The organism is Agrobacterium sp. CNPSo 2736 (assembly GCF_004005385.1).
GTDB lineage: Bacteria > Pseudomonadota > Alphaproteobacteria > Rhizobiales > Rhizobiaceae > Agrobacterium > Agrobacterium leguminum.
Genome location: NZ_RZTX01000011.1, coordinates 86,102 through 112,000, shown reverse-complemented (window position 1 = coordinate 112,000; position 25,899 = coordinate 86,102). Strand labels below are relative to the sequence as shown.

Annotated in this window: 24 protein-coding genes; 8 read left to right on the top strand and 16 right to left on the bottom strand. The window is 59.9% G+C overall.

What is annotated here, in order from left to right:
• Nucleotides 1-3: 3 nt before the first annotated feature.
• Nucleotides 4-1,326, bottom strand: a complete 1,323-nt coding sequence (locus EM858_RS18140; protein WP_127757534.1) for a solute carrier family 23 protein — start codon at nt 1,324-1,326, stop codon at nt 4-6.
• Between the two features lie 251 nt (nt 1,327-1,577).
• Entirely contained in the window at nt 1,578-2,735 is a 1,158-nt protein-coding gene (gene ampC / locus EM858_RS18135; RefSeq protein WP_080820864.1) for a class C beta-lactamase, read from the bottom strand.
• Between the two features lie 133 nt (nt 2,736-2,868).
• Here ampC and EM858_RS18130 point away from each other — a divergent pair, with 133 nt between their 5' ends.
• Complete coding sequence (locus tag EM858_RS18130) at nt 2,869-3,750, top strand: LysR substrate-binding domain-containing protein (protein ID WP_127757533.1); 882 nt, start codon at nt 2,869-2,871, stop codon at nt 3,748-3,750.
• Nucleotides 3,751-3,753: 3 nt separating this feature from the next.
• Here the strand turns inward: EM858_RS18130 and chrA are convergent, their stop codons facing one another.
• From chrA to EM858_RS18105, 5 genes are all read right to left on the bottom strand, one after another.
• On the bottom strand, nt 3,754-4,962 hold the full coding sequence (chrA, locus tag EM858_RS18125) for a chromate efflux transporter (RefSeq protein ID WP_127757555.1): 1,209 nt from the start codon (nt 4,960-4,962) through the stop codon (nt 3,754-3,756).
• A 186-nt stretch (nt 4,963-5,148) separates the two neighbouring features.
• The gene (locus EM858_RS18120) at nt 5,149-5,631 is read right to left on the bottom strand and encodes a hypothetical protein (protein WP_080820861.1); all 483 of its coding nucleotides are present in this window, start codon (nt 5,629-5,631) and stop codon (nt 5,149-5,151) included.
• A 132-nt stretch (nt 5,632-5,763) separates the two neighbouring features.
• A complete protein-coding gene (locus EM858_RS18115; protein WP_127757532.1) occupies nt 5,764-6,306 on the bottom strand; it encodes a hypothetical protein in 543 nt (180 codons plus the stop codon).
• A 219-nt stretch (nt 6,307-6,525) separates the two neighbouring features.
• The gene (locus EM858_RS18110) at nt 6,526-8,391 is read right to left on the bottom strand and encodes a tyrosyl-tRNA deacylase (protein WP_127757531.1); all 1,866 of its coding nucleotides are present in this window, start codon (nt 8,389-8,391) and stop codon (nt 6,526-6,528) included.
• Nucleotides 8,392-8,442: 51 nt separating this feature from the next.
• Nucleotides 8,443-9,435: a hypothetical protein gene (locus EM858_RS18105; protein WP_245483024.1), complete on the bottom strand. Its 993-nt coding sequence runs from the start codon at nt 9,433-9,435 to the stop codon at nt 8,443-8,445.
• Between the two features lie 483 nt (nt 9,436-9,918).
• Here EM858_RS18105 and EM858_RS18100 point away from each other — a divergent pair, with 483 nt between their 5' ends.
• A complete protein-coding gene (locus tag EM858_RS18100) occupies nt 9,919-10,803 on the top strand; it encodes a hypothetical protein (protein WP_127757530.1) in 885 nt (294 codons plus the stop codon).
• Here the strand turns inward: EM858_RS18100 and EM858_RS18095 are convergent.
• The 6 genes from EM858_RS18095 to EM858_RS18070 form a co-directional block, all read right to left on the bottom strand.
• A complete protein-coding gene (locus tag EM858_RS18095; RefSeq protein WP_127757529.1) occupies nt 10,695-11,498 on the bottom strand; it encodes an aspartate/glutamate racemase family protein in 804 nt (267 codons plus the stop codon). The genes EM858_RS18100 and EM858_RS18095 overlap by 109 nt on opposite strands.
• An 11-nt stretch (nt 11,499-11,509) precedes the next feature.
• Nucleotides 11,510-12,328 carry an ABC transporter permease gene (locus tag EM858_RS18090; protein ID WP_004432890.1) on the bottom strand — a complete coding sequence of 273 codons (819 nt, stop codon included), beginning with the start codon at nt 12,326-12,328 and terminating at the stop codon, nt 11,510-11,512.
• Between the two features lie 4 nt (nt 12,329-12,332).
• Nucleotides 12,333-13,244 (bottom strand): ABC transporter permease, encoded by a 912-nt coding sequence (locus EM858_RS18085; protein ID WP_065656055.1) that lies wholly within the window; start codon nt 13,242-13,244, stop codon nt 12,333-12,335.
• A gap of 69 nt (nt 13,245-13,313) precedes the next feature.
• Complete coding sequence (locus EM858_RS18080; protein ID WP_080820856.1) at nt 13,314-14,603, bottom strand: PotD/PotF family extracellular solute-binding protein; 1,290 nt, start codon at nt 14,601-14,603, stop codon at nt 13,314-13,316.
• A gap of 30 nt (nt 14,604-14,633) precedes the next feature.
• The gene (locus EM858_RS18075; protein WP_080820855.1) at nt 14,634-15,719 is read right to left on the bottom strand and encodes an ABC transporter ATP-binding protein; all 1,086 of its coding nucleotides are present in this window, start codon (nt 15,717-15,719) and stop codon (nt 14,634-14,636) included.
• Nucleotides 15,720-15,901: 182 nt separating this feature from the next.
• The gene (locus tag EM858_RS18070; RefSeq protein ID WP_127757528.1) at nt 15,902-16,882 is read right to left on the bottom strand and encodes a 3'-5' exonuclease; all 981 of its coding nucleotides are present in this window, start codon (nt 16,880-16,882) and stop codon (nt 15,902-15,904) included.
• Nucleotides 16,883-17,071: 189 nt separating this feature from the next.
• Here EM858_RS18070 and EM858_RS18065 point away from each other — a divergent pair, with 189 nt between their 5' ends.
• Nucleotides 17,072-17,974 carry a hypothetical protein gene (locus EM858_RS18065; protein WP_080820853.1) on the top strand — a complete coding sequence of 301 codons (903 nt, stop codon included), beginning with the start codon at nt 17,072-17,074 and terminating at the stop codon, nt 17,972-17,974.
• Between the two features lie 36 nt (nt 17,975-18,010).
• Here the strand turns inward: EM858_RS18065 and EM858_RS18060 are convergent, their stop codons facing one another.
• A complete protein-coding gene (locus EM858_RS18060) occupies nt 18,011-18,424 on the bottom strand; it encodes a hypothetical protein (RefSeq protein WP_080821090.1) in 414 nt (137 codons plus the stop codon).
• 172 nt (nt 18,425-18,596) lie between these two features.
• A complete protein-coding gene (locus EM858_RS18055; protein ID WP_127757527.1) occupies nt 18,597-19,490 on the bottom strand; it encodes a lytic transglycosylase domain-containing protein in 894 nt (297 codons plus the stop codon).
• On the opposite strand from EM858_RS18055, the gene EM858_RS18050 reads away from it, so the two are divergent.
• The gene (locus tag EM858_RS18050; protein ID WP_127757526.1) at nt 19,489-19,722 is read left to right on the top strand and encodes a hypothetical protein; all 234 of its coding nucleotides are present in this window, start codon (nt 19,489-19,491) and stop codon (nt 19,720-19,722) included. The genes EM858_RS18055 and EM858_RS18050 overlap by 2 nt on opposite strands.
• 168 nt (nt 19,723-19,890) lie before the next feature.
• Here EM858_RS18050 and EM858_RS18045 read toward each other — a convergent pair whose 3' ends face one another.
• Nucleotides 19,891-21,675 carry a PAS domain-containing methyl-accepting chemotaxis protein gene (locus EM858_RS18045; protein WP_127757525.1) on the bottom strand — a complete coding sequence of 595 codons (1,785 nt, stop codon included), beginning with the start codon at nt 21,673-21,675 and terminating at the stop codon, nt 19,891-19,893.
• 273 nt (nt 21,676-21,948) lie between these two features.
• On the opposite strand from EM858_RS18045, the gene EM858_RS18040 reads away from it, so the two are divergent.
• From EM858_RS18040 to EM858_RS18025, 4 genes are all read left to right on the top strand, one after another.
• On the top strand, nt 21,949-22,422 hold the full coding sequence (locus EM858_RS18040; RefSeq protein ID WP_080820850.1) for a VOC family protein: 474 nt from the start codon (nt 21,949-21,951) through the stop codon (nt 22,420-22,422).
• 260 nt (nt 22,423-22,682) lie between these two features.
• Nucleotides 22,683-24,026, top strand: coding sequence for an extracellular solute-binding protein (locus EM858_RS18035; RefSeq protein WP_127757524.1), 1,344 nt, complete (start codon nt 22,683-22,685; stop codon nt 24,024-24,026).
• A gap of 82 nt (nt 24,027-24,108) precedes the next feature.
• A complete protein-coding gene (locus EM858_RS18030; protein ID WP_004432873.1) occupies nt 24,109-24,999 on the top strand; it encodes a sugar ABC transporter permease in 891 nt (296 codons plus the stop codon).
• 7 nt (nt 25,000-25,006) lie between these two features.
• Entirely contained in the window at nt 25,007-25,891 is an 885-nt protein-coding gene (locus tag EM858_RS18025; protein ID WP_080820847.1) for an ABC transporter permease subunit, read from the top strand.
• Nucleotides 25,892-25,899 lie beyond the last annotated feature (8 nt).

Sequence of the window (25,899 nt, the reverse complement as noted above, 5' to 3'; positions counted from 1 at the left end):
GCATCACTTGCCCGACGCCCGTCTGCCAAGGCCCAGCAGGTGGTAAAAGGCAATCGCTCCGATTGTTGCCGTGCCGATGCCATCGAGCGTGAAGCCCGCGACATTGAGCTTGAAGTTGCCGGCGCCCAGCACCAGCGCGATACCCACGGTGATGAGGTTGCGCGGCTCGGAAAAATCGACCCTGTTTTCAACCCAGATCCGCCCAGCTGTCGCCGCGATGAGGCCGAAGACCACGACGGAAAGGCCACCGATGACCGGTCCGGGAATGGTCTGAATGAGCGCACCGAATTTCGGCGAAAAGCCGAGAATGATGGCCACCAGTGCAGCTACGACGAAGACGAGCGTCGAAAAAATGCGGGTTATCGCCATGACACCCATGTTTTCGGCATAGGTCGTCATGCCGGTTCCACCGAAGGCGCCTGAGAACATCGTCGCAATGCCGTCACCGATAAAGGCGCGACCGAGATAACGATCGAGGTTCTGCCCGGTCATCGCGCCTATCGCCTTGATATGCCCGAGATTTTCCGCCACGAGGATGACGACGACCGGAGCAATCAGCGCAATCGCGGAGCCGGAAAATACCGGCGCGGTGAATGTCGGCAGACCGAACCACGATGCGGCCGCAACGCCTGCAAAATCGACCGGTTTGCCGAGACCGAGGCCGTTCGCCACCACGAGATAAGCGATATAGGCAATCGCGCCGCCGAGAAGAATGGGCAAGCGGCGCGCCATGCCGGGCGCGTAGACAGCAATCGCGCCGACCGATGTGACAGTCAGGATCGCAATCCAGCGCGACAGCTGGTCGCCGTCGGGATTGCCCGGGCCGGAGCCGGAAGCGCTTGCAATCGCAATGGGTGCGAGAACGAGACCAATTGCCGCTACAATCGCGCCGGTCAGAACCGGCGGCATCAGCTTTTCGATCCAGTCATGGCCGGCGATCATGACGATGACGCCGATCAGGGCATAAAGCACACCGGCGGCGATGATGCCGCCGAGCGCCAGCGCGATATCAGGACTCGCCGCACCCGCGGCCGCCCCCGTTGCCACGAGCACCGGTCCGATGAACGCAAAGGAAGAGCCAAGATAGCTCGGGACACGTCCGCCAACGGCGATGAAGAAGATCAGTGTCGAGATGCCCGAAAACAGGATAGAGACGTTCGGATCAAACCCCATGATCAGTGGTGCAAGAACCGTCGACCCGAACATCGCCACGACATGCTGAAGACCGAGCACCGCGGTCTGCCCCGCAGGCAGACGCTCATCGGGCAGGATGAGCCCTTCGGTTTTCAGTCGCCAGCGCGGAAAATAACCACCGGTATCACTCATGTCGTCCCCCCAGGAAACAGCCGGCACGCGCTTCCCGGATTTTCCGGTTTCAGTTCGTCGCCGCGCAAAAGATTTGCTTTTTATGATTTGCGCCCGCCTCCGGAGATCGAATCGGCAGCCGATGCATCTTTTCTCCGTTAGCGCGATCGGCTGCACCTGTCATCGGCAACGGACCGTTTCCCACTGTTACGCATTCCGGCGCGGAACAATCAGCTCCCGCGCCGGTCAAAAAAGATACCAGATCGACGGTATTAGCGCGCTTTTTCAAGCGCCGTCAGAATCTCATAGGCCGCCGAAACCCGCTCCTCATTGGGGTAGTTTTTATTGGCCAGAATGACGATGCCCAATTTCTGCTTTGGTATGAACGCCACATAAGCGCCAAAACCATTGGTGGAGCCGGTCTTGTTGATGAAGACATCCTGGCGCGGTTTCATGGGCGGTGAGATTTCGGAAACCGGAACAGTCTTGAGCAGGGCACCGGAATTCAGCTCTCGCAATGTCTTCAGCGGTGCGGGATGGGCATATTGCTCCCAGACCATGTCCTGCGTCATTGCGCCGACGCTGAAATATCCCGTATGGGTGTTGGTGAGCGCCTGCTGGATTTTTCCGTCCAGCTTTTCCAGTCCCATATTCGCATTGACGAAACGGATCATATCTTCCGCTGTCGATTTGACGCCGTAGGCTTCCGAAGAGAGAACGGCGGGTGTCACGCGGACGGGCTCGCCCGTTCGCTTGTAGCCCTGCGCGTAATCGGCCATCTTTGCCTCAGGCACCACGGTAAAGGTGTTCTTCAAGCCCAGAGCGGGAAAGAGGGTATCTTTCATGGCGTCATCGAAGCTTTGGCCCATGGCCTTTGCGGTGATGTATCCGAGCATTCCGATGCTGGGATTGGCATAAGTTCTGTGTGTTCCGGGCTTGTATGAGGGTTTCCAGGCCTTGAGGTAGGTCAGCAACTGCTGTTCCGTCTTGACGTTATCCGGCACCTGCAACGGAAAACCGCCGGCGGTGTGGGTGCCGAGTTGCATCAGCGTGACATCACCGAAGGGCTTGCCCTTCATGGAGGGAAGATAATCTTCCGCCTTGCCGGAGAGCGAAAGCTGGCCATTCATCTCGGCATAGGTGCTGAGGGTGACCGTGAAAGTCTTGGAGATGGAGCCGAGTTCGAAAAGCGTCTGCGCCGTCACCGGCTGGCCCGAGCTTTTGGACATGACGCCATAGGTGAAGATGTGGCTTTCACCATCGACACTGATACCAACGGCAAGGCCCGGAATGCCGTTTTTCTCCATGACCGGTTTGATCGCGGCATCCGTTATCGCCTTCAGCTTCGCATCATCTGCGGCGAAGGTCTGCGTGAACAGGCTCGTCGAGAGCAATGCGGCCAGTGCGACGTGTCTGCGATTAAGTTTCATCTTTCGCGTTCTCCAAAACCTTGGGTGGATTTTCAGCCCGTGGGCCGTCCCCAGCGAAAGACGTTTAACCGGGCTACATTGCACGAACAAATCATGATATCTCGGAGGAGACACAAGAAAATCTAGGTCTTGAATGGTTCGGCAATTTCTTCCCCTGAACGGCTTACGGGCTTTTGAGGCATCGGCGCGGCACCTGAGCTTCACCCGCGCGGCCATCGAATTGTGTGTGACGCAGGCGGCTGTGAGCCAGCAGGTGAAAGGGCTGGAAAAGCGGCTTGGCGTTTCGCTTTTTCAGCGGCTTCCACGCGGCCTGAAGATTACCGCCGAAGGCGAGGCCCTGCTGCCGACGGTGACCAGCTCCTTCGACCAGATGGCGACGACGCTCGACCGGATCGAGGCCGGGCAGGTGCGCGAATTGCTGTTTCTGGGTGTCGTGGGAACCTTTGCGGTGGGCTGGCTGCTGCCCCGCCTGAATGCCTTTCAGAAGCAGCACCCCTTCATCGATGTCAGGGTTTCCACCAATAATAACCGGGTGGATATGGCCGCTGAAGGGCTGGATTTCGCCATTCGTTTCGGCCAGGGGTCCTGGCATGGCACGGATGCCTTTCGTTTATTCGAGGCGCCTCTCTCCCCGCTCTGCACGCCGAAACTGGCGGAGACGCTGAAAACGCCCGCTGATCTGATGGAAGCGACGCTGCTGCGCAGCTACAGGGCAGATGAATGGAGCAACTGGTTTGCCGCGGCCGGCGTGACGCCTGCGGCGCAGGTGAATGCCGGCATTGTTTTCGATACGTCTCTGGGAATGATGGAGGCCGCCCTGCAGGGGCTGGGCGTGGCGCTGGCGCCGCCATCGATGTTTTCGCGGCATCTGGCCTCCGGCGCGATCATCCAGCCTTTTCCGGTTACCATTTCGCTCGGGAGCTATTGGCTGACCCGGCTGCAATCGAAACCGCCCACCCCCGCCATGCAGGCCTTTTCCGACTGGATGTTCGACAGCATCGGCGCTGCGGGATAAGGCTTATGTCAGGGTGAGCAGAACGCCGCCGCCCGCGCAGAGGACCACCACGGCCCATGGCGGGGTTTTCCAGGTCGTCAACAGGATGAAGCCAGTGAGCGCCAGGGTGAAATCCTTCGGGGTGAAGATGGCGCTTGTCCAGACCGGATCATAAAGCGCTGCACCCAGAATGCCGACGACGGCGGCATTTGCGCCGCGCATGGCGGCCTGTGCCAGAAGGTGTTTGCGGAACCCTTCCCAGAAAGGCAGTGCGCCGACGAGCAGCAACATGCCGGGCAGGAAGATCGCGACAAGGGCGATCGCCGCACCTGCAACGCCGTTTGGCTGCGGCCCCACCACCGCACCGAGATAGGCGGCGAAAGTGAAGAGCGGACCGGGCACGGCCTGGGTTGCGCCATAACCGGCGATGAAGGCATCCTCCGTGACCCACCCCGTGGCGACGACTTCCGATTGCAGCAGCGGCAACACCACATGGCCGCCGCCGAAGACGAGCGCACCGGCGCGATAAAAGGCATCGAACAAGGAGAGTCCCTGTGACGCCGCGACCGCCGCAAGCAGCGGCAGGAAGCCAAGAAGCAGGGCAAAGGTGGCGAGCGCAATGTATCCGGCGCTTTTCGGCACCCGGAAGGCGAGATGGGTGGCCTGTCGCGCGGCATCGGCGCGGCAGAAGACAAGCCCGGCGAGCGCGCCGACGGCAAGCGCCAGGATCTGCCCGAAGGCGCCGGCGACAAACACGACGCAGACGATGCCGGCAAGCGCGATGCTGGCCCGCTCACGATCCGGCGCAAGGCTTTTTGCCATGCCCCAGACCGCCTGCGCCACGACGGCGACGGCGACGATTTTCAGCCCATGCAGGAGGCCGGTGCCGACCGGCCCTTCGATGGAGGCGGCAACCATGGCGAAGAAAAGAAGGAGAATGGCGGATGGCAGGGTAAACGCCGTCCAGGCCGCCAGCGCGCCGAGCGGGCCTGCCCGCAGCAGCCCGAGCGCAAACCCCACCTGACTGGAGGCCGGGCCGGGAAGAAACTGGCACAGCGCCACGAGATCGGCATAACCAGCCTCGTCGATCCATTTGCGCCGCACGACCAGCTCATCGCGAAAATAACCGAGATGGGCGATGGGACCGCCGAAGGAGGTGACGCCAAGCTTCAGGAAGGCTGCGAAAACCTCGCCGGGCGTGCCGTGTCTCTGGCCGTGCACTTCGGTCTCCATGCTTCGCGTTGACGATTTCACCAAAGAACTCCCTGCGTGCAACGGCTAGTCGTCAACACATATCAGCCTCAAGACGGTTTCGGTATCAGATACCATTATGACAGGCATATGAAGGGACTGACGGCGTTGACGCCGGAACGTTGCGATAACGTTCCGGCGTCGTTTGGCGATTATCCGGCGAAGGGCCTATCGCTCGGTCGGCAACAGGTCGGCGAAGTGCGAAATCCAGCCATTTTCATCCGTGCCGCCGGAAAAGCCCGTTGCCTCCCAGATGATGTGATGCCTGTTACTGCCGTTGTGAATAGTCACCGCGGCGGCAATGGGGGTCGGGGATCGCCACGAAAAGTTGCGGTTCGCCCCGGGCTCGAGATGGCTGAGGGATTCGAGCTGAACATCGTCGAGGAAAAGCACCGTGCTCATCTGGGTCTCATACAGGTACTCCCATCGGGCCTGCGCCAGCGCATTCGCTGCCGCAACGAGAAGATTGCTCTCACCGACGGGATCGGCCAGGGCCGCCAGGCGCCATGCGGCGAAGATATTGGCGATATCCCCCGTGCTGAGCCCGAGGCTCGAGAGGAATTCGATGGTCTGCGCATTGCCGAAAGCATCATAGCCCGCTTCACCAAAGGGCCGGATATGCTTGACCACGAAATTGCTGAGAATTGGCATGTGTGTCTCCTTTTTTGGACATGAGCCACCTGGTCCCGGACGTAGACGTGCGGGATCGCATGGTGGGATCTGTGGGTTGATTGGGTGCCGGATATCTCCGGCAATCGAGGGGAATGCGGTCGGCTTGCCGGCTTAACCGAAGGCGATGGCGACGCGGGCCGGCATGCCCAGAAATTCCTGCAGGCCGATGCGGGTTCTGGCTCCGCCCCGCCCGGCCGGCCATGGATCGAGGATATGAAGTTCGAGATCCTTGCCGTTCACGGTGTAGCCGTAGACGAGGTAATAGTGGTACTCCGTTCCGATCACGAAGACGCGGTTGTTATCGATCTCGTGTCTGACGATATCGGCCGTCAGGCCATTGACGAAGTGGCCGCCCGTCGTGGTGTGATCGAAGGCGTTCCACTGGCTGGAAACCAGCTTGACGACATTGCTGTTCGCATTAGCGCCGCCCTGTTCATCGATGCCGGCGGATTGATCCAGAACCTGCGCCAGCTCCCAGCGTTCCTGAACCTGCGGATCGACGGTCGCAAGCGCTTCGGTGTTGCGCCTTGCAATCTCGTATTGGGTGGCCGCGGGAAGCCCGTAATAGGCCCGCACCATCTGCTCGACGGCGGCAAAGCACCAGGCGGGGGTGTCCTGAGGCACCAAAATGGGAGGGTTGTTGATTGTCGGCATGGTCTTCTCCTTTCTGAAAATGACGTGGCATGGGGCGCTTCGATGGCGGCCGGATGCCTGTCGTTGATTTGGTGAATATGGAAGTTTCGGCGGCCGTCCTGCCGGCATCTGCGCCGGCAGGACATTGCCCATGATCCCATGCCCGGGGGGACGTGTTCGGCCGGGACCATGGAAACGCTTCCTGCCGGGCCGGGACAGGAGCGGCAGGCTCCCACGGGATCAGGCGGTTTTGCCCAGATCCTGACGATAGGCCTGCAACGACGCGATTTTTGCGTCCGCGGCGGCCTCACGTTCGGCGACGATGGCCGAGACCTTTTCCGCGATCCCTGCCAGATAGCCCGGCAGCGCGCCGCTAGGGATATAGGTGCCCTGCAGCTTGTTGAGCATCGACCATCCGTCCGCAAAGCTGCGATTGAACAGGTCAGAGACGATCACCACCGCATGCCACTGGGCGGTCTGCCTGACGAAGAACTCGTCGACGGAGCGAACGAGTTGGGCGAAGCGGTTCTTGCGAATGACCTCCACTTCGGCAACATTGTCGATAGCCTTGATCTGGTGCTCGGCATCATCTGCAACCGCCTGCATGAAATCGGCGAAGCTTTTGAAGAAGAAGGCGACTTCCTGGATGATTTCCTTCATGCGTTTCAGCGCCGTGATGCTGACATTGAGCGATTGAACCGCAAGCTTGATCTTGTCGTCCTCGGCCTGTTTTCCTTTCAGGAGCGCATTGATCTTTATGAGCTCAGCGGTCTGGGTGCGGCGTTCCTTCTGATATGCCTCCGCCTTGTCGATCATCTGCATCTGGATTTCACGCAGGCTCGCCGCTTGCTGCTGCTGCTCATCGGTAAGCTTGCCCAGTCCCTTGTCGAGCGCGTCGAGCGAAGCCTGCAGGCTGGAAATCAGCGTCTGCTGACCTGCAATCTTTTCCTCCTGCGCCTTCAGTTCCGCAGCGCGCGCGGTCAGGCGTTTATCGAGTTCGGCAAGCTCGACCGCTTTGCTCGATTTCGGATCCGCACCCTCGGCGTCCTTCGCCAGCGCCGACCTGTTGTCCTGCAGCACTTTGATATCCGTCTTCAAGGCGTCGCGTTTTTCCTCACTTTTGCGCAATTCGGCTTTCTGCTCGGAAAGTTTGCTCTGCGTTGCGGCCGCATCCGCCTTGTCGTCGCCCGTCGGCGTGCGGGAGCCGCCACCCTGCCCCCGCCCATCAGCGCCCTGACCATCCTTGGACTGTCCCGAAAGCGCACCACCAACGGAAGAGGCCAGCATGGAGGCTGGGCCACCTGCGACCATGGCGATGGCGGGAACGACGCCTGAAATCATCTGCGCCCCGACGCGGACGATCGACATGATAAAAGCGCGGTCTTCTGCCGTATTGGCCCGTTTTTCATATTCGCTGGCTTTCTTTTCGAATTCCGCGACCTCCGCCGTCAGTTCCTTCACGAGCGATTCAAGCTGCTCGCGCCGAGCATCGGCCTCCCGGATCTCCCGCTCCATCACCGCCTTGTCTTCGAGACGCCGGCTCAAAGCCGTTTCGCTCATACTCGTGGCTTGCGTTATGTCGTAGATGATGGCGTCATAGGTCTCGGCAAGGGAAACGAGGTCGTTACGCACCCCCAGTGCTTTATCGCGGATACGTTCTGCCAATTTTATCAGTTTGTTGGAGACGAACGCCTTGACCTCGGCTTGATCATTCCCCTCCTTGACATCGAGCCAGTCCGGGAAAAGAAAGGCGATGGACTCGCCGATGCGGCTGGCCGTATCGATCGCTCTTCTCATGACTATTTCGCTTTTCTGCTGCGAAGCAATCAACCCGTTCATGATCGCGGTGATGCGATTACGAATCTTGTCCTCCTCCTGCGGCGTGGTGTTGTAGGCTATGTAGAGGAGATCGATCGCATTGTCGGTATCGCGCTTGGCGCGCTCGACATCGTAGGTCCCCTGGATCTTATCGACATAGGATCGGACGAGCGCCGTATTCGACTTGGGAAGATTGAAGCTCGGCTGCGAAACAATCGCATCGACGTCGGCGTCGATCGCGCTGTTGATCTGGGCGGCCCGACTTTCAAAATTAACGACATTGTTCATTTTAAAGACTCCTGTTGGTGTGTGGCTGGTTTCCGATAAGCATGTGACTACTCAGGGCGAGCATCGACGCTTCGCCTCGTCCGGCAGGTCAGCTTCGGTGGAGGAAATGAATTGCGGTACGCTATTGGTCAGACCCGCGATTTCCTCAGACAGCCGCGTCACCTGGCGTATCTGCGCATCGTCGGGATTGACTTCACGCGCGTCCTGGAGGGCATTGCTGAAGGTGCCGACCTGGATGTTGAAGTCCTGAACCTTGACGTTAATGGTGGAAATCGCCGCCTTGAGCTTGATGATCTGCTCTTCGAGCTGATTCACGGCATTCTGGTTTTCCGCGCGGCTCTGCCGCGCTGACTCAAGCTGGCGGCGATTGTCTTCCAACTGTTTGTGAACGCCCGCAAGGGCTTCTTCTGCACTGCGCAACCGGGGCTGCGCGGTACGGAGTTCCCGCTCCGCATTGTTCATCCAGCCCAGCGCCTTGACCGCGGCATCACCGGCCTGGCAGATCCCGGGCAGGAAGATCAGCACCTGGCTGCAGATTTTTACTCTTTTAGCCTGCTCCTCCATTTCCCTTCGGGCTTTTTCGAAAGCGGCATAGCGCGTTTTGACATACTCGCTCTCAGACCGGACCTGCTCCTCATAACCTTTCACGCTGGCTTCGGATTGCGCCACCTGCCGCTCCAGCTCGATCTGCAGGGACAAGGCCTGCCCCAGCGCCGCCTCGCGGTCGGCGCTGAGCTGCTGTTGCGCCGTCAGATGTTCCATCAGGCACACGGATCGGCGGCCGAGCAGCTCGCGGCTCGCTTCCGCCTGCTCCAGCTTCGACTGGAAAGCCGCCGTCTGCTCGGCGGTGAGGGTGGCCGCGTTCGCAAGGGCCGGCTGGCCCATGGACGGGATATCGAATTGCATTGCGAAGGCCGCAAGGCCGGCAAAAACAACGTGTTTAAGTTGTATCATTTCAACCTCCTCTGGAGAATTGGGGATGAATAAAAGGCATGACGGGCTCCATGCGCCGCCCGGCATCGCTGCCGACCGTGCCAGAGACATGGCAGTAACATTCGGATATCGGGTGGTTTCGGACGCATCGTCTGCGACGTCGTCAAGACCTAAAAAACAACCATCAAAGATTGCATTCAGGGCAAATGAACGGAAGATTCCGCATCCGACACTTTATTAAATTATGCAATAAAAACAGTATATAAAGCCATTATCAGCGTTACTCTCGCAAACCGTCTCAAAAGGGAACACATTTTTACGCGCCCCTTAACATTCAATTTATGAGAGTATTTTTTAATACCGCTCAACAGAGCTTCGGGGGAGTGCAACAAAATGCACGCATCTTCCGGAGCGGAACTTTTTGGCCGTCACGACTGCCCTGCACGGCCGTCGTCAGCCAACAGAACTCACGTTTTCGAATTCGCCATAAAGTAGCGATGAGCAAAAAACCAAGGGAGAAAGGTATCCGGAAAAGCAGGCGCCCCAGCTTCAAAGACACACCCGAACAGGGACTTCGTCCGGCCTCGACCGGACATGCTTCGAGAGAGGCTGGACATACTTGCGAACCGAATCCTGAATGACGATGCCTTTGGTGATGCTGTCGCCTATCTTTGCACCCACATATCGACCGCCTTCAAACAGGAGCAGCGCCTCGTCCGCGCGCTCGGAGACTTCGGCGCATTCGCCACCGTCATGTGCGCCGCAGGCATCGCATCGGTCCATGGCGGGCAATTTACGCTGGCGGCGGTTCAGGCAGTCGTCGTTCCACCCGGCTGGGCATCCAGCCGCAGGACACGCGCGTTGATCGACTGGCTGGAACTGGAAAATACCGCGCAGCGTCACCCGCCCGGCGGCGATAACCGCGAGCGGCCGTGGTCGCTAAACGGGTGGATTATTTCGGCAATCGAGACGCTTGCCAGCACCTATCGCCTCGCGGCCTCGCCGTGGGAAACCCTCCCGGCGCCTGCGAAGGGAGCAATCGGAACGGACGCCCTTATCGACGGTGTGAGCTGGTTTCTGCGGCACGCGCAGGATCTACCTTTTCTCTCAGAGGAAATGCGGATGTTCCTTGGGCATGCGCCGGGTTTCCCCATCCTGCTGGACCTGCTATCCGCCGCGAAGACAGATGCGTGCGATGCGACGGGTTGCGTCTTCTCCCGCAAGGCGACGGCGCGCGCCTATGGGGTCAGCCGCGCCCATGTCACGGCCATCCTTGCCAGGGCCGAGCGGTTGAACATCCTGAAAAGAAACGGATCCAGAATAGTTCTGAGCGATCTGGCATTGCAGAACGTCCGGCGCGATCTGGCCTATCAGCTCGCCTTCGTCGTTTTATGGGCGGAGGCGGTGAGACCGTCGCCGCCGTCTGCCGATGCCCCGGAGAGCCTGTCCGGCTGGAATGGCTCCAGCAATCCGCGATAGGGCTTGGCGAGCGGCGTGGCATAGGCACCGCGCTTGGCGGTGGACAACCCCATGGACACCAGCGATTCCGCCTGCTTGACGGCCGCCGCGACGCCATCGACAACCGGGACGCCGAACTCATCGCGCAGTTCGGCAGCAAGATCCGCCATGCCGGCGCAACCAAGCACGATCGCTTCCGCCCTGTCCTCTTTCAGGGCCAGCGAGATTTCCGCGCGCAGCCTTTCACGAGCGTTCGAGGCGGGATCTTCCAGCGACAGAACCGGAATATCGGCGGCGCGCACATTGCAGCGGGCGGACATGCCATAACGATGGACGAGATGTTCCAGCGGCAGCCGCGAGCGTTCCATCGTCGTGACGATGGTGAATTTCTGGGCGATGAAGGCGGTGGCGGAGACCGCCGCCTCGCAGATGCCGATAACCGGAATATCGGCCAGAGCGCGGGCCGCATCGAGCCCGGTATCGTCGAAACAGGCGATGATCGCCGCGCCGGCGCCAAGCGCGGGCGCCTTTGCCAGCTCCAGCAGCAGGCCGGGCACGGCGAAAACCTCGTCGTAATAACCTTCGATGGAGACAGGCCCCATGGACGAGGTTACGGCCAGTATGTCCGTATCGCGGCCGGCTATCCGCGTCGCGGCGTCGGCAATGGTCGCGGTCATGGATTGCGTGGTGTTGGGATTGATGACGAGAATGCGCATTTTACGTTTCTTTATCCGCGTGAATGGCGGCGGTTGAGCGTGACGATCAGGCCGAGCGTGGCCGCGATCACCAGGAAGGAAAACAGGGTTGTAACAGCACCGAGCGCATAAAGCACCGGCGTCGTGACATTGGTGGTCATGCCGTAGATTTCCAGCGGCAGCGTGTTGTAGGTGCCTGACGTCATCAATGTACGGGCGAACTCGTCATAAGAAAGCGTGAAGCCGAAGAGGCCGACGCCGATCAGGCTCGGCGCGATCATCGGCAGCACCACATGGGCGAAGGTCTGCCAGGAGGATGCGCCGAGATCGCGGGCCGCTTCCTCATAGGACGGCGAAAAACGGTTGAAGACGGCCAGCATGATGAGCACGCCGAAGGGCAGCGTCCAGGTGAGATGCGCGCCGAAGGCGGAGGTATACCATGACGGTTCCAGCCCGAGCTGCTGGAACAGAACGCCGATGCCGAGCGAAATGATGATCGACGGCACCACGAGGCTTGCGACCGACAGATAGAACAACGGCGTCGCACCGATGAATTTGCGCCGGAAGGCAAGGCCCGCCAGCAGCGAGACCAGCACGGTAACGGCCATGACCATCAGGCCAAGCGCGAAGGAGCGGCGGAAGGAGCCGCCGAAATCGCCGACGGCCTGCTGTTCGAAGAGATTGCCGAACCAGTGCAGCGAAACGCCGTTCAGCGGGAAAGTCAGGCCACCATTCGGCCCCTGGAAGGCGAGGATGAGGATGGCCGACAGCGGACCGTAAAGAAACAGCACGAAGAGGGCGAAAAAGAATGCGAGGATATAGAATTCGCGGCCGCGTTTTTCCTGATGCATGGGATCAAAGCTCCTTGCGGATATCGACGATGCGCAGGATGCCCGCGACCATCAGAAGAACGAGGATGAGCAGGATGACGGCGTTCGCAGCGGCGGCCGGATATTGCAGCAGCGACATCTGGTTCTTCATCATCAGCGCCACCGAGGCGCTCTGGCCGCCGGACATGACCTGAACGGTGGAGAAATCGGCCATGACCAGCGTGACGACGAAGATGCTGCCAATCGCCATGCCGGGCTTGGCAAGCGGAATGATGACGTTACTGAGCGTCTGCCAGCCCGTCGCGCCGGCGTCACGCGCCGCCTCGATCAGCGATTTGTCGATGCGCATCAACGTGTTGAAGATGGGCGTGACCATGAACAGCGTATAAAGATGCACCATGGCGAGCACCACGGCGAAATCCGAATAAAGCAGCCATTCGATAGGCTCGGGAATGATGCCGGTGCCGACCAGCGCGCTGTTGACGAGGCCGTTTCGCCCAAGCACCGGAATCCAGGAAATCATGCGGATGATGTTCGACGTCAGGAAGGGCACGGTGCAGACGAGGAAGAGCACCATCTGCATGGTGGTGGTGCGAATGTGGAAGGCGAGGAAATAGGCGACCCAGAAACCGCAGAACAGCGTGATCGCCCAGACCATGGCGGCATATTTCAGGGTATTGAGATAGGTCTGCCAGGTGACCCAGGAGCCGAGCGTTTCCAGATAGTTGAACGTCACGAAATCCGGATACATCTGGGCGAAATCGTAATCCCAGAAGCTGACGACGGCGATCATGAGGATCGGCAAAGCCAGGAAAAAGCCGAGGATCAGCAAAAGCGGTGCGGCCTGAACATAGGAGACGAGCTTTTGCGGCAGCGCGAAGCTGCGGGGCGGCCTGTCCTTTTTGTCGCTGACGCCGATGAGTCTGACCGTCACCATCATGAAGCCTTTCGCTGTTTATGGGCAGGCACCGGCGGCATTGACCGCCGGCGCCGTCTTTTCAGGACATCAGGCCGCGATGAATTCGTTCCAGCGGCGGACCATGTAGCGGTCTTCATCCATGACGGAGTTCCAGCACGCGACCTTGCCCATGCGTTCCTCGAAGGAGCCGCCATCGCGCACCGCGCCGGCCTTTTCCATGACCTTGCCGTCGGGCGCGATGATATCGCCCTGCGCCGGCTTGCCTTCGACCCAGTAGCCCCACTCGTCGGCGCTCATGTGCTCCTTGGCCGTTTCCATGGCGGCGGAATAATACCCCTGACGGTTGAGGTAAGCGCCGACCCAGCCCGAGGTGTACCAGTTGATATATTCATAGGCCGCATCGAGCTTCGCGCCCGAAAGGTGCTTGGCAAGCCCGAGACCGCCGCCCCAGGAGCGATAACCTTCCTTCAGCGGCTGGTATTTGCAGGCGATGCCCTTGGAACGGACAGCCGCAACGGCGGGCGACCACATGGACTGGATGATGACTTCGCCCGAGGCCATGAGGTTGACGCTTTCGTCGAAGCTCTTCCAGAAGGCGCGGAACTGGCCGTCCTTCTTCGCCTTGATGAGGAAGTCGATGGTCTTGTCGATCTCCTCCTTGGTCATGTTGCCCTTGTCGGCATATTTGATGTTGCCCATGGCTTCCATGATCATCGCCGCATCCATGATGCCGATGGAGGGGATGTTGAGAATGGAGGTCTTGCCCTTGAACTTCGGGTCCATGATATCGGCCCAGCTGGTGATATCGCGGCCGACGAGATCGGGGCGGATGCCGAGGGTGTCGGCGTTATAGATGGTCGGGACCATGGTGAAATAATCGGTCTCGCCCTTGGCGAACTTCTTGTCGCCGGGCTTTTCGACGAAACCGACCGTGTGCGGGGCCGTGCCCTGCGCCACGACGCTGTCCGGCTTCAGCTTGCCGTTTTTGAACAGCGGCACGATCTTGTCGTAATATTTGAGCTTCTTGATTTCCATCGGCTGGATGACGCCGGCCGGATAGACCTTCTTCAGGATCCAGTATTCGATATCGGCGATATCGTAGGAATTCGGCTGGGTGACGGCGCGCTGGGCGGCGGCATCCGAATCCGTCGCCGTCATTTCGAGCGTGATGCCGAGATCGGCCTTGCACTTTTCGGCAATGGCGTTGAGGTTCGATACACCCGTGCCGAACTGGCGGATGGTGATCGGGTTCTGCGCCCAGATGGTCGGGAAGCCGGTGATGAGGCCGGAGCCGATCGCCGCACCCGTGGCGGCAGCGCCCGCCTTCAGGAGGCCGCGGCGGGACAGGCCCTTTTTGCTGCTGGTGGTATCGGTCATTTCAAAGTTCTCCTCTGGTTATTTTTGGGGTCACTTCTCTACCCGGCCGAGCACGATGGCATCGGCCGCATTCCATGAAAGCGGTATGGCGTCTCCGGTCCTGACCGGATTTTCGAAGAAGGCGGCATCGCTGAGGATGACGTTGAAATCCTCGATGCCCGCGCCGGTTACGGCGATCTTCACGCTTGCGCCGCGATATTCGACATTCGAGACGATGCCGGTGAAACCGAGGCCCGGCTGGTCTGCTTCACCGACGCGCACCCGGTCGGTGCGCACGGCGATATCGACCGCGCCGTCATCCGGGGCGACGCCACTTGCCGTGAAAATGCCGCCGCCCGCCACTTCGAGCGTGACGAGATCGTCCGTTTTTTCCCGGTAACGCCCGGAAATGACATTGTGGTCGCCCATGAAGCGGGCAACGAAGGCGGTGGCCGGGCGCTCGAACACCTCGCGCGGCGTGGCTGCCTGTTCGATGCGGCCGTCATTCATGACGACGATGATATCGGCCAGCGCCATGGCCTCTTCCTGGCTGTGGGTGACGTGGACGAAGGTGATGCCAAGCGAGGTCTGCAGCTTCTTCAATTCTGCGCGCATGCGGATCTTGAGGAACGGGTCGAGCGCCGAAAGCGGCTCGTCCAGCAGCAGCGCCTCGGGATCGGTAATCAGCGCACGCGCCAGCGCCACGCGCTGCTGCTGACCGCCGGAAAGCTGGGCCGGCCGGCGGCTGGCATAGGGTTCGAGCTGCATCAGCCGCAACATTTCGAGCGCCTTCGCCCGGCGGGTTTCCTTGTCCACACCCTTCATCTTGAGGCTGAAAGCGACATTGTCGACGAGATCGAGATGCGGAAACAGCGCATAGGACTGGAACATCATCGCCGTGCCGCGCCGGGCGGGCGGCAGATCGGTGACGACTGTATTGCCCAGCCGGACATCGCCGCTGGAGATGCTTTCGTGGCCGGCAATCATCCGCAATGTCGAGGTCTTGCCGCAGCCCGACGGGCCAAGCAGGCAGCAATAGCTCCCGGCCGGAATCTTGAGGCTTATCGCATGCACGGCGGTGGTGTTGCCGTAAATCTTGGATACGGACGCGATGTCGATTGCTGCGGCTTTGCTCATAAACACTCTCCTGCGACGTCTTTGTCATGCAGGAGGCGTGCCAACCGGCCTAGCCATTGATGTAAAACGATATTTTTCTGCGCCTTGGAGACCCTTGCGCGGACCTGCCCAATTTTACAGCGATTGTTTTCGATTCATTGCAGAAATTGTATGCAATCCGCGAACCCGGAATGCCCCGCGCTTCACCCGGCCTTGAACCGGTCGAAAGCGGTGAGATATTTGACCGTGGGATCGGCGTCCCAGCGGTAGATTTCGGTCCGCAGGAAATGCAGTTCCTCTTCGAGCTTTTCCTCCGGCAGTTCCACCCACCAGGATTTCGGCCGGCCATCGGAACCGTCCGACCAGCGATAGCCCCGCTTTTTCAGGTGATCCTTCATATCGAACGGGCTGTTTTCCGCATAGAGGCGCACCCTTGAGCGCCGGCTCGCGTCATGGAGTTCGGCAAAGGGCGTACTGCCCTGGCCGGGGCGCGTCTGCTCCAGCACTTCCAGCAGGGCGAAACAATCGTCCACCGCGCGATGACCATCGTGGAAATAGCCGGATTGCCCGATCAGATAACCGAGCTTGTTGCCCTCGAAACCACGCGTGCGCCAGTCTATTTCCGAAACGGAGCAGGCCCACGCCTTATCGCGGAAGATCGGCGAGAAGGCCTCGCAAAAGGGGCGGTCGAAACCGGCATTGTGGGCGATGATCAGATCGGCATGGGCAATGAGGGAGGTCAGCCGGTCCATGTCTATCGACTGTCCCGCGACCATCTCGTCGGTAATACCGGTCAGGCGGGTGATCTCTTCGGGAATGGCGATACCCGGCTGCCGCAACCCGCCATAGATGCCGGTGACATCGCCGATTGTGCCGTTATCATCGAATGTGAAGGTGATGACGCCGATTTCGATGATCTCGTTCGTGCGATGGTCGAGGCCCGTCGTTTCCGTATCGAGGATCACACCCTGGCGGGAAAATTCCGGCCTTGGCCGATCAACGACCGCGCGCGGCTGCAGGCGGCGCAGGACACGATAATTGCCGGTGGATTGAAGATAGGCGGCAAGGGCCTCATCGTCCGTACCGGTCTTCTGGGTCGCTTCGCGACCGCCCGCTTTTCGCCCTCTTTCAGCCTGCGGAAGCCGCGCTGCCGCGGGTGCGAAAAAATCCAACTGGGAGGTCATTATGCGCCTGTCCGCCGTGCCCGGAAATCAAGATTGAGTATTCCAACATATGCGCACAGGCTCACAGTAACAACAGCGGTCGCTCTCATCCACAGAAACGGCATAACTCACGGGGTACAGTTAAGGGTTGCGGCTTCAATTTACGATGGTAAAAAAGCGCACCGTTCCCGTGTTCAGGAGAGAAGAAGAATGCCGCTTCCATCGCCTTCCAACCCGAAAACGCTCGCTGACCAGAGCCGGCTAAAACTGTTTCCACTGCAGAGCGGGCCGCATTTCGCCAATGCAGGCCTTACCAACGGGGCGAGCGGCATTGTCTTTACCGGCTATACGCGCGATGCGAGCCTCGACAACGAAGCCTTTTCCTGCTGCGGCAGTTACACCCTGCGCAATTCCGTCCACGCCGCGATTGCCGGCACGACAAGCGACAATTGCACGGTCTTTGCCCTGAAGAGCATCATCAACCAGCGCCCGTGCCTGGCGGTCGGGAAGTTCGACCCGGATGGCAAGCCGCTGCCATTGTCGAAGTCGGAATTCGAAGAGGTCACCAAACCCCTGTTCCAGTTCGCGGACAAGGTTTCGCCGATTCTCGGCAGCGAACCGGCGCCGGGCATCCAGATCCGCAGCGGCGACGCCTCCTATAATTATCAGGTGGACGCACGCAGCGGCCGCTTCCGCTTCACCTATAAGGACGCCATGAATGGCGGTCGTTTCGGACCTTCGGCCGACGGCAATTTTTCCCTGGAGCATGACGGCCATCGGCTCGCCAGAATAAGCGCCGGCGGCAGCTATAGCAGCTCGGACAATTCGATTGCCGCCTCGGCCTATCGCGACATCGAATCCCGCGGCTTCGAAACGACGGTGCGCAGCGGCCAGGCTTCCGCCATGTTCGGAAGAACCTACACGGAAAACGCCATTACCCGCAAAATCGGCGTCGGTTACGGCGACACCTCGTTCCGGCGCGAGGATACGCCGGGAGGAACGATCAAGGAAACCCTTGGGCACAAGCTGGACAAGGTCACGCTTGAAGTCTCCCGCACGCGTGACCGGGCGAAGGGCACCGAATATATGCTGACCATCAAGATGGAGCTTTGAGGCTTCGGCAATCGGAACGGCCGCGACAGCGGTTCCTCAGGAGGCCTGCCGGTCGAGAAGGTTTTCGCAATTGGCCGGATTGCCGATGATCTCGCTCGTCCTGACGATGGAGGCGGCATCCGCCGTTATCTTGACGATGCAGTCGCGGCGATGTTCCTTGATCTTCATGCCCTCGGTTTCCGAGACCTGCGCCTGCCCGTCGACGGTCTTGACTTCGCGCCTGTTGCTGAGGCCGGCATAAATCTCCCTGTCTACTTTCAGCCAGTAGGATTCGGTTTCGCCGTTTTCGATGATGACCTTGTTCGGGCGGCCGAGTCGGGCGATTGCGGCCTCACGCGGTTGCCCCACGAAACCTGCGACTGTGCGGGAAATCTCCGTCTCGCCGGCGCTGGTGCACGCCGCAACGACGACCAGCACGGCCGCCAGACATCCTCTTTCAAGCCATCTCATTTCCAGATCATTCCCTACAAAACCTCGCCGGCCCCGGTTCTCGGCCGGCATCCGGGGCAAATCTAGGCACGATCATTTTGCACGGAAAGATCGAACGGCCGCAAAGCCGATCAACTTGTTATGATCAGCCCTGTCGCGAAAGGACGATTTACCGGTTCGGCACGTGCCGTTTTTACCTGTTGCGGAACACGGTGCAGGGAACGCCCGCCCGCCGGATATCGCCACAAAGCGCATTGGCTTCGGCTCTGGTTTCCCGGCCGATGCGGGCTGCATAACGCGGCCGCGAACCGAAATTCCCGCCCCGCTGCCGCACGATCAAAGCCCGCTCGGCATTCAGCGGCTCCGAAAGCTGCAGGATCGCCCGGGTGAAAAGCCGGTTCGCCACGGCCGGATTATAATGCGCCGCAAGCTGCACGCCCCAGGGCGCCCAGTCGGCCGATGCAATGAGAACGGGATCGTTCATGGTGCGGGTGTCGGCGAGACGCACGCAGGCATCGAGGAAGGAACGGTTGTCATCCAGCGCCGGCGCCGCCTTTTCCGGCGGATTGTCCTTCCATGTCTCCACCGGATAACCGGTGATCGCGAACACATAATCGCGGGTTTCGGTGGGCAGGCGGCCGTTGGCGATGAAGTTTCGCAAGCCCGCCTCCCCCGCATTGTAAGCTGCGGCGGCAAGGCCGAAATTGCCGAACTGCACGTTCAATTCGGAAAGATATCGGGAAGACGCCTCAAGCGCGGCGATGATGTTGAAACTGTCTTCGAGACCGCGCAACCGCGCCGTTCCCGGCATGAACTGGGCAATGCCCTCCGCCCCCTTCGGACTGACCGCATTGGGCCGAAACAGGCTTTCCCGCCAGATCAGCCGGGCGAAATAATCCGGCGGAACGGCATGGCGGGCGGCGAGAACCTCAATGGCATGGCAAAGATCGTTATTGTAACTGCCGGCATTGATGCACAGGTCCGGCGCGACGGCATGGGTATAGGCGCAGGCGGCTTTTTCCCCGGCGGGTTCTTCGGCTTGCGCCGCGCCGAAGGCTGCGGTCAGCAGACACAGGGCAAGAGCCATGCGGCTTGTCGATATCCCTGCCAAGCGAAAGTCCCCGAAAATTCCAGACGCGATGTGCCGATTATCGGCCAATCCGGAAGATATGCCCAGCTTTCCGGCTTGTCATCACGTATCGAACATCGAATGGACTGGCGTGATCGGATGGGAAGGCAAGTCGAGCCAATCACGCCGACGTCATCCTCGGGCCTGCCCCGAGGATCTGCAACGTATTGATTTTATTAAACGTGATTAGATCCTCGGCACAGGGCCGAGGATGACGCCGAGAGAATGTTGATACTCAGCGGCTGACTTTAATGGGTGCTGCGGACCGTCCGGAATTTAAACCGGACGACAGTGGCACAGGGCCGATGATGAGAGAATGTGGGCTCACCACCGGCTTCAAAGCAACCGAGGCCTCACTCTAAAAGTCCTGCCATTCCTCATGCTTGACGGCAACCGCGGCGGAACCGCGCGCCGCAGGCGGGCGGGATGCGCTGCGATGCGAGCTCACCGGCGCGGATTGCTGCTCGAAGCCGCTGCGCGCAGCGGCGGAGGAGCGCGGAGCGTCCTCGAACCGGAATTGCCCCAGAAGTTCGAACAGGGCCGCCGCTTCCCGCGCAAGGCTGTGGCTTGCGGCGGTCTGCTCCTCGACCATGGCGGCGTTCTGCTGGGTGCCCTGATCGACAGTGTTGACCGCCTGATTGATTTCCGCGAGCGCCGTGGACTGTTCGCGCGCCGCATCGACAATCGCAACGACATTGGTGTTGATATCCCGCACCTGCTCGGCGATCTCCTGCAGGGCCGAACCCGCCCTGGTGACGAGACCGACGCCGTTTTCCACCTGCGCGCCGGAGGCATTGATCAGGCTCTTGATTTCCTTGGCGGCCGTTGCGGAACGCTGCGCGAGTTCACGAACTTCCTGTGCAACCACGGCAAAACCCTTGCCCGCCTCACCCGCGCGGGCGGCTTCCACGCCTGCATTCAATGCCAGAAGATTGGTCTGGAAGGCGATTTCGTCGATCACGCCGATAATGTTGGAAATCTCGCGCGATGATTTTTCGATCTGGTCCATGGCGCCGATCGCATCGCGCACCACCTGGCCCGAATGTTCCGCATGGTCGCGGGCACGGGCGACGATCTTGCCGGCCTCTTCGGCGCGGCGGCTCGAATCGTTGACGGCTGTGGTGATTTCTTCGAGCGCGGCTGCCGTTTCCTCGATGGAGGCGGCCTGCTGCTCCGTGCGTCTGGCGAGATCGTCGGCAGCGGACCTGATCTCGTTGGAACCGGACGAAATGGCGCCGGCATTTTCAGACACCAGCGTCATGGCCCTTTTCAGCTTTTCCGAAGCCGCGTTGAAATCCGTGCGCAATCTTTCAAGCGAGGGGATGAAGGGTTTGTCGATGCTCTGGGCAAGATCGCCCTCGGCCAGATCGGTGAGGCACTGCGCCAGCTTTTCGACGTTTTCGACGCGGCCGGTCACGTCGGTCGCGAATTTGACGACCTTGAACACCTTGCCGTTGAGATCGAAGATCGGGTTATAGGACGCCTGAATGAAGACCTTGCGGCCGCCCTTGCCAAGCCGCATGAACTCGTCCGCCACGAGATCGCCGCCGGCCAGCCTTTCCCAGAACTGCTTGTATTGCGGCGACTGCGTATAGGCCGGTTCGCAGAACATGGAATGATGCCTGCCCTGCACCTCCGCCAGCGAATAACCGAGCGCCGCCAGAAAATTCTCGTTTGCCGTCAAAACCTCGCCGTTCGGGGAGAATTCGATGATGGCCTGCGCCCGCGAGAGCGCATCGATCTTGCCCGCATCTTCCGCCGCCTTCAGCTTGCGGTCGGTAATATCGGTGGCGATCTTGACCACCTTCACCGGCTTGCCGCGACGAAACACCGGATTGTAGGACGCCTCGATCCAGACTTCCCGGCCGCCCTTGCCGATGCGCTTATATTGCCGCTGATCGAACTGGCCGGCCGAAAGCTTGGACCAGAAGGCCTTGTAATCCTGCGAGGACACGACCGCAGGTTCCACGAACATGCTGTGGTGCCTGCCGACGATTTCCGAAAGCTCGTAACCGAGCGCCCGGCAGAAATTCTCGTTGGCGGTGAGAATCTTGCCCGAAAGGTCGAATTCAATGATGGCCTGGGATTTGGAAAGCGCGGCGAGAACCGCGAAAGCATTGGCACCACGATCAAGAATACTCACGCGCGTTTCTCCGATGAAAAGGGATGATTTCTATTCAAAATCATTCGTGAATATTATGATTACATTATTAAATAATATTTAAGGATAAAGTTGATGTTCGTCATCTGAAGTTGCAGATAGCGTGGCAATGTGTTGCCTGCCGGTGTTCCCTCGCTGCCGTTTTTTGGGAACGTTCGGCGCATGGTCGCATTCTATACCGAATGGGGAACCGGCAATGGCCGGCGAATTTCCGCGTCGGCATGACGACGATTTCAATTTGGGAGGAACACACAAATGAAAAAGAACACGATCTGTATCTGGTACGACAAGGATGCCGAGGCTGCGGCCAGATTTTATGCCGAAACCTTTCCAGATAGCGCGGTAACCGGCGTTCACCATGCGCCGAGCGACTATCCCTCCGGCAAGAAGGGAGACGTGCTGACGGTGCAGTTCACCGTGGCAGGCGTTTCCTGCATCGGCCTCAATGGCGGGCCGGTCTTCAAGCAGAGCGAGGCTTTCTCGTTCCAGATATCGACCGAAGACCAGGAAGAAACCGACCGTTACTGGAACGCCATCGTCGGCAATGGCGGCGAAGAAAGCGCCTGCGGCTGGTGCAAGGACAAATGGGGCGTCTCCTGGCAGATCACGCCGCGCGTGCTGATGGAAGCCATGGCCGCCGGCGGCGCGGAGGCCAAACGCGCCTTCGACGCGATGATGGACATGAAGAAAATCGACGTTGCCGCCATCGAGGCTGCACGTCGCGGTTGATTGGCGAAAGCTGTTCAGCAGCAAGTAGCGATGCAAGCCGGGAACAGGAAGCACTTGATAAACAAGATTAAATTCCGATTTTCCGCATTTGTCGCACTTTTTTCGCCGCGCAGAAAGGTCTGCGCGGCCAGTCATCATAAAACGTTCAACAAACTGTAAGCCATCCGTCAAAGACGGCTGTTAGCAGAGCCCGTGGCTACGTGCCGGGGACATGAGGTCCTTGCCGAGCAGGCCATCATTCCATCAACGGGGCTCAACTCATGAAATCTTCCGCTCTGACTTCCTTCGTGGCCGGCGTCGCCATTGCCGCCGCCTTCGGCGCCACGGCTGCCCAGGCAGAAAAGACCAAGTTCGAATTCTGGTACGGTCTTTCCGGCGATCTCGGCGACCGCGTTCAGGAAACCTGCAAGAAGTTCAACGACTCCCAGGCCGAATTCGAGATCGTCTGCACCTCGCAGAACGATTACGAATCCACCCTGCAGAACACCATTGCCGCCTATCGCGCCAAGAAGCAGCCCGCCATCACCCAGATTTATGACGCCGGCACGCTGGACATGATGCTGTCCAAGGCTTTCGTTCCCGCCAAGAAGCTGATGGCCGACAATGGCTACAAGATCGACTGGAACAATTATTTCCCCGGCATCGCCAATTATTACGCCACGGCTTCGGGCGAGCTGAACTCCTTCCCCTATAATTCTTCGACCGCGATGTTCTATTACAATGTCGACGCTTTCGAAAAAGCCGGCATCACCTTCAAGCCCGACACATGGGAACAGGTCGAAGAAGCTTCGAAGAAGCTGAAAGCCGCCGGTTTCGAATGCCCGCTCGCCTTCAACTTCGACACATGGATGCTGATGGAGCAGTTCTCCGCCATCCACAACCAGCCGATCGCCACCAAGGCCAACGGTTATCAGGGCCTCGACGCGGAACTGACGATCAACAAGACCAAGTTCGTCGACCAGGTGAAATTCTTCAAGAAGATGCAGGACGAGAAGCTGTTCGTCGTCAAGACCAAGCAGCTCGGCATGGACATCCTGCCTGCCTTCACCTCGCAGACCTGCCAGATGTTCATGACCTCCATCGCCAACCACGGCACCGTCGGCAAGTCCATGCCGGAAGGTGTGAAGTGGGACGTCGCCATGCTGCCGATCTGGAAGGGCACCGAGCGTCACAACTCGCTGGTGGGCGGCGCTTCGCTGTGGGTTCTCGCCGGTCGTCCGGAAGCTGAATACAAGGGCGCTGCCGCATTCCTGAACTTCATCGCCCAGCCTGACATGGTTGAGTGGTGGTCGACGGTCACCGGTTACATTCCGGTCACCAAGACCGGCTTCGACGCCATGAAGGCCAATGGTTTTTACGACAAGGCCCCCTATAAGGGCCGCGAAAAGGCCATCGAGAGCCTGACGTTTACGCCGCCTTCCGAATATACCCGGGGTATCCGCCTCGGCGGTTTCACGCAGATCCGCAAGGAAGTCGCCACCTCGCTCGAAGCCATCTTCATGCAGAACGCCGATATCCAGGCTGAACTCGACAAGGCCGTCGAGCGCGCCAATACCGGCCTGCGCCGCTTCGAAAAGACCTATGAAGGCGCCAAGCTGAACTAAGCGCGCTTCCATCGCCGTCAAAGGCCTGTCCGGACAGCCGTTCGGGCAGGCCCGCCGAAATCTCGAACCCTGCCGGACTCCAATGGAAAAGCGTACCGTCTTCAAAAGCACATGGCTGCCTGTGCTCTTCGCCCTGCCGCAGTTCCTGCTTATCCTTCTGTTCTTCTATTGGCCGGTTGCGGCGGTGCTGAACTGGGCATTCACGCTGGAGCCGCCTTTCGGCGGCCAGGCGGAATTCGTCGGTTTAGCCAATTTCATCGAAACCTTCGGCGATCCGCTTTATTGGCAGTCGATCCTCACCAGCCTGATCTTTGCGATCGCCGGGCCGTTTTTCGCGATCCTCATCGGCCTTGTGCTCGCCCTTGCAGTCGATCGCCAGCTTCCGGGCTCGGGCTTTTTCCGGGTGCTTTATATCCTGCCCTATGCGATTGCCGGTCCTGCCGCCGGCATGGCCTTCCGCTTCATCCTGTCGCCGGAACGCGGCATCGCCGCATCGCTGAATTCTTGGTGGCCCGATATCTGGAACCCGGCCAAATACGGCGAGCACGCGCTCATCCTCGTCATCGTCATCTTCATCTGGAAATGGGCGGGCTACACCTTCATCTTCCTGTTCGCCGGCCTGCAATCCGTGCCGCGTTCACTGACGGAGGCGGCCGCCATGGACGGTTCCGGGCCCATTCGCCGCGCCATCGACATTCAGGTGCCGCTGCTGGCGCCGACCCTGTTCTTCCTCACCGTCATCATGATGACCGAAGGTTTCGTCGGCGCCGACACGTTCGGCATCGTCGCCTCCACCACGGAGGGCGGCCCAAACCACGCCACCGAAGTGATGGTCTACCGCATCGTCAGCGAGGCCTTCGAGGGGCTGAACTATTCCGGCGCCTCGGCGCAGAGCCTCGTCCTCATCGGCCTCATCATGGTCTTCACCTTCATCCAGTTCCGCTTCGTCGAGCGGCAAGTCCATTACAAGTGAGGCGGCGATGATCCAGCGCACACCCTATGCCGACGCCCTGACCTATGCGATCATGGTGGCCGGCTTCTTCCTGCTCATCGGTCCCTTCATCGTCGTCATTTCCGGCGCCAGCCAGTCGGTCCAGCAGGTCAACAGCGTCCCCTTCAACTTCATGCCGCAGGGCGAATTCTTCACCAATGCGCAGGCCGCCTGGCAACGCGCCAATCTCGGCAACGCCCTCCTCAACAGCGTGATCATGGCGACGCTGGTGACCATCGGCAAGGTGGCGCTTTCGGCTTTCACCGCCTTCGCCATCGTGTTCTTCCGCTCGCCGCTCAGACACCTGTTCTTCTGGACGGTGTTCATCACCCTGATGCTGCCGCTCGAAGTGCGCGTGGTGCCGACCTATTCGGTCGCAGCCGATCTTTTCCAGCCGTTCCGCTCCATCCTCGGCCTGTTCGGCATTGAGGTCACGCTGGAATGGAACCTGCTGAACTCCTATGCCGGCCTCACCCTGCCGCTGATCGCCACCGCCACCGGCACCTTTCTCTACCGGCAGTTCTTCATGACGATCCCGGACGAGCTGGCGGAGGCCGCGCGCATGGACGGTTCGGGCGCGGCGCGTTTCTTCGTGGACATGCTGCTGCCGCTGTCGCGCACCAACATGCTGGCACTCACCACCATCATGTTCGTTTATGCCTGGAACCAGTATCTGTGGCCGCTGCTGATGGTCACCGACCCGTCCTACAAGACAGTGATGATGTCGCTGCGCGCGCTTTTGCCCGCCGATGACGGCACGCCGGACTGGAACGTCACGCTGGCCGGTTCGCTCATCATCATCCTGCCGCCGCTTCTCGTCGTGGCCTTCCTGCAACGCTGGTTCGTCCGCGGCCTCGTCTCGTCCGACAAGTAACAGCGCGG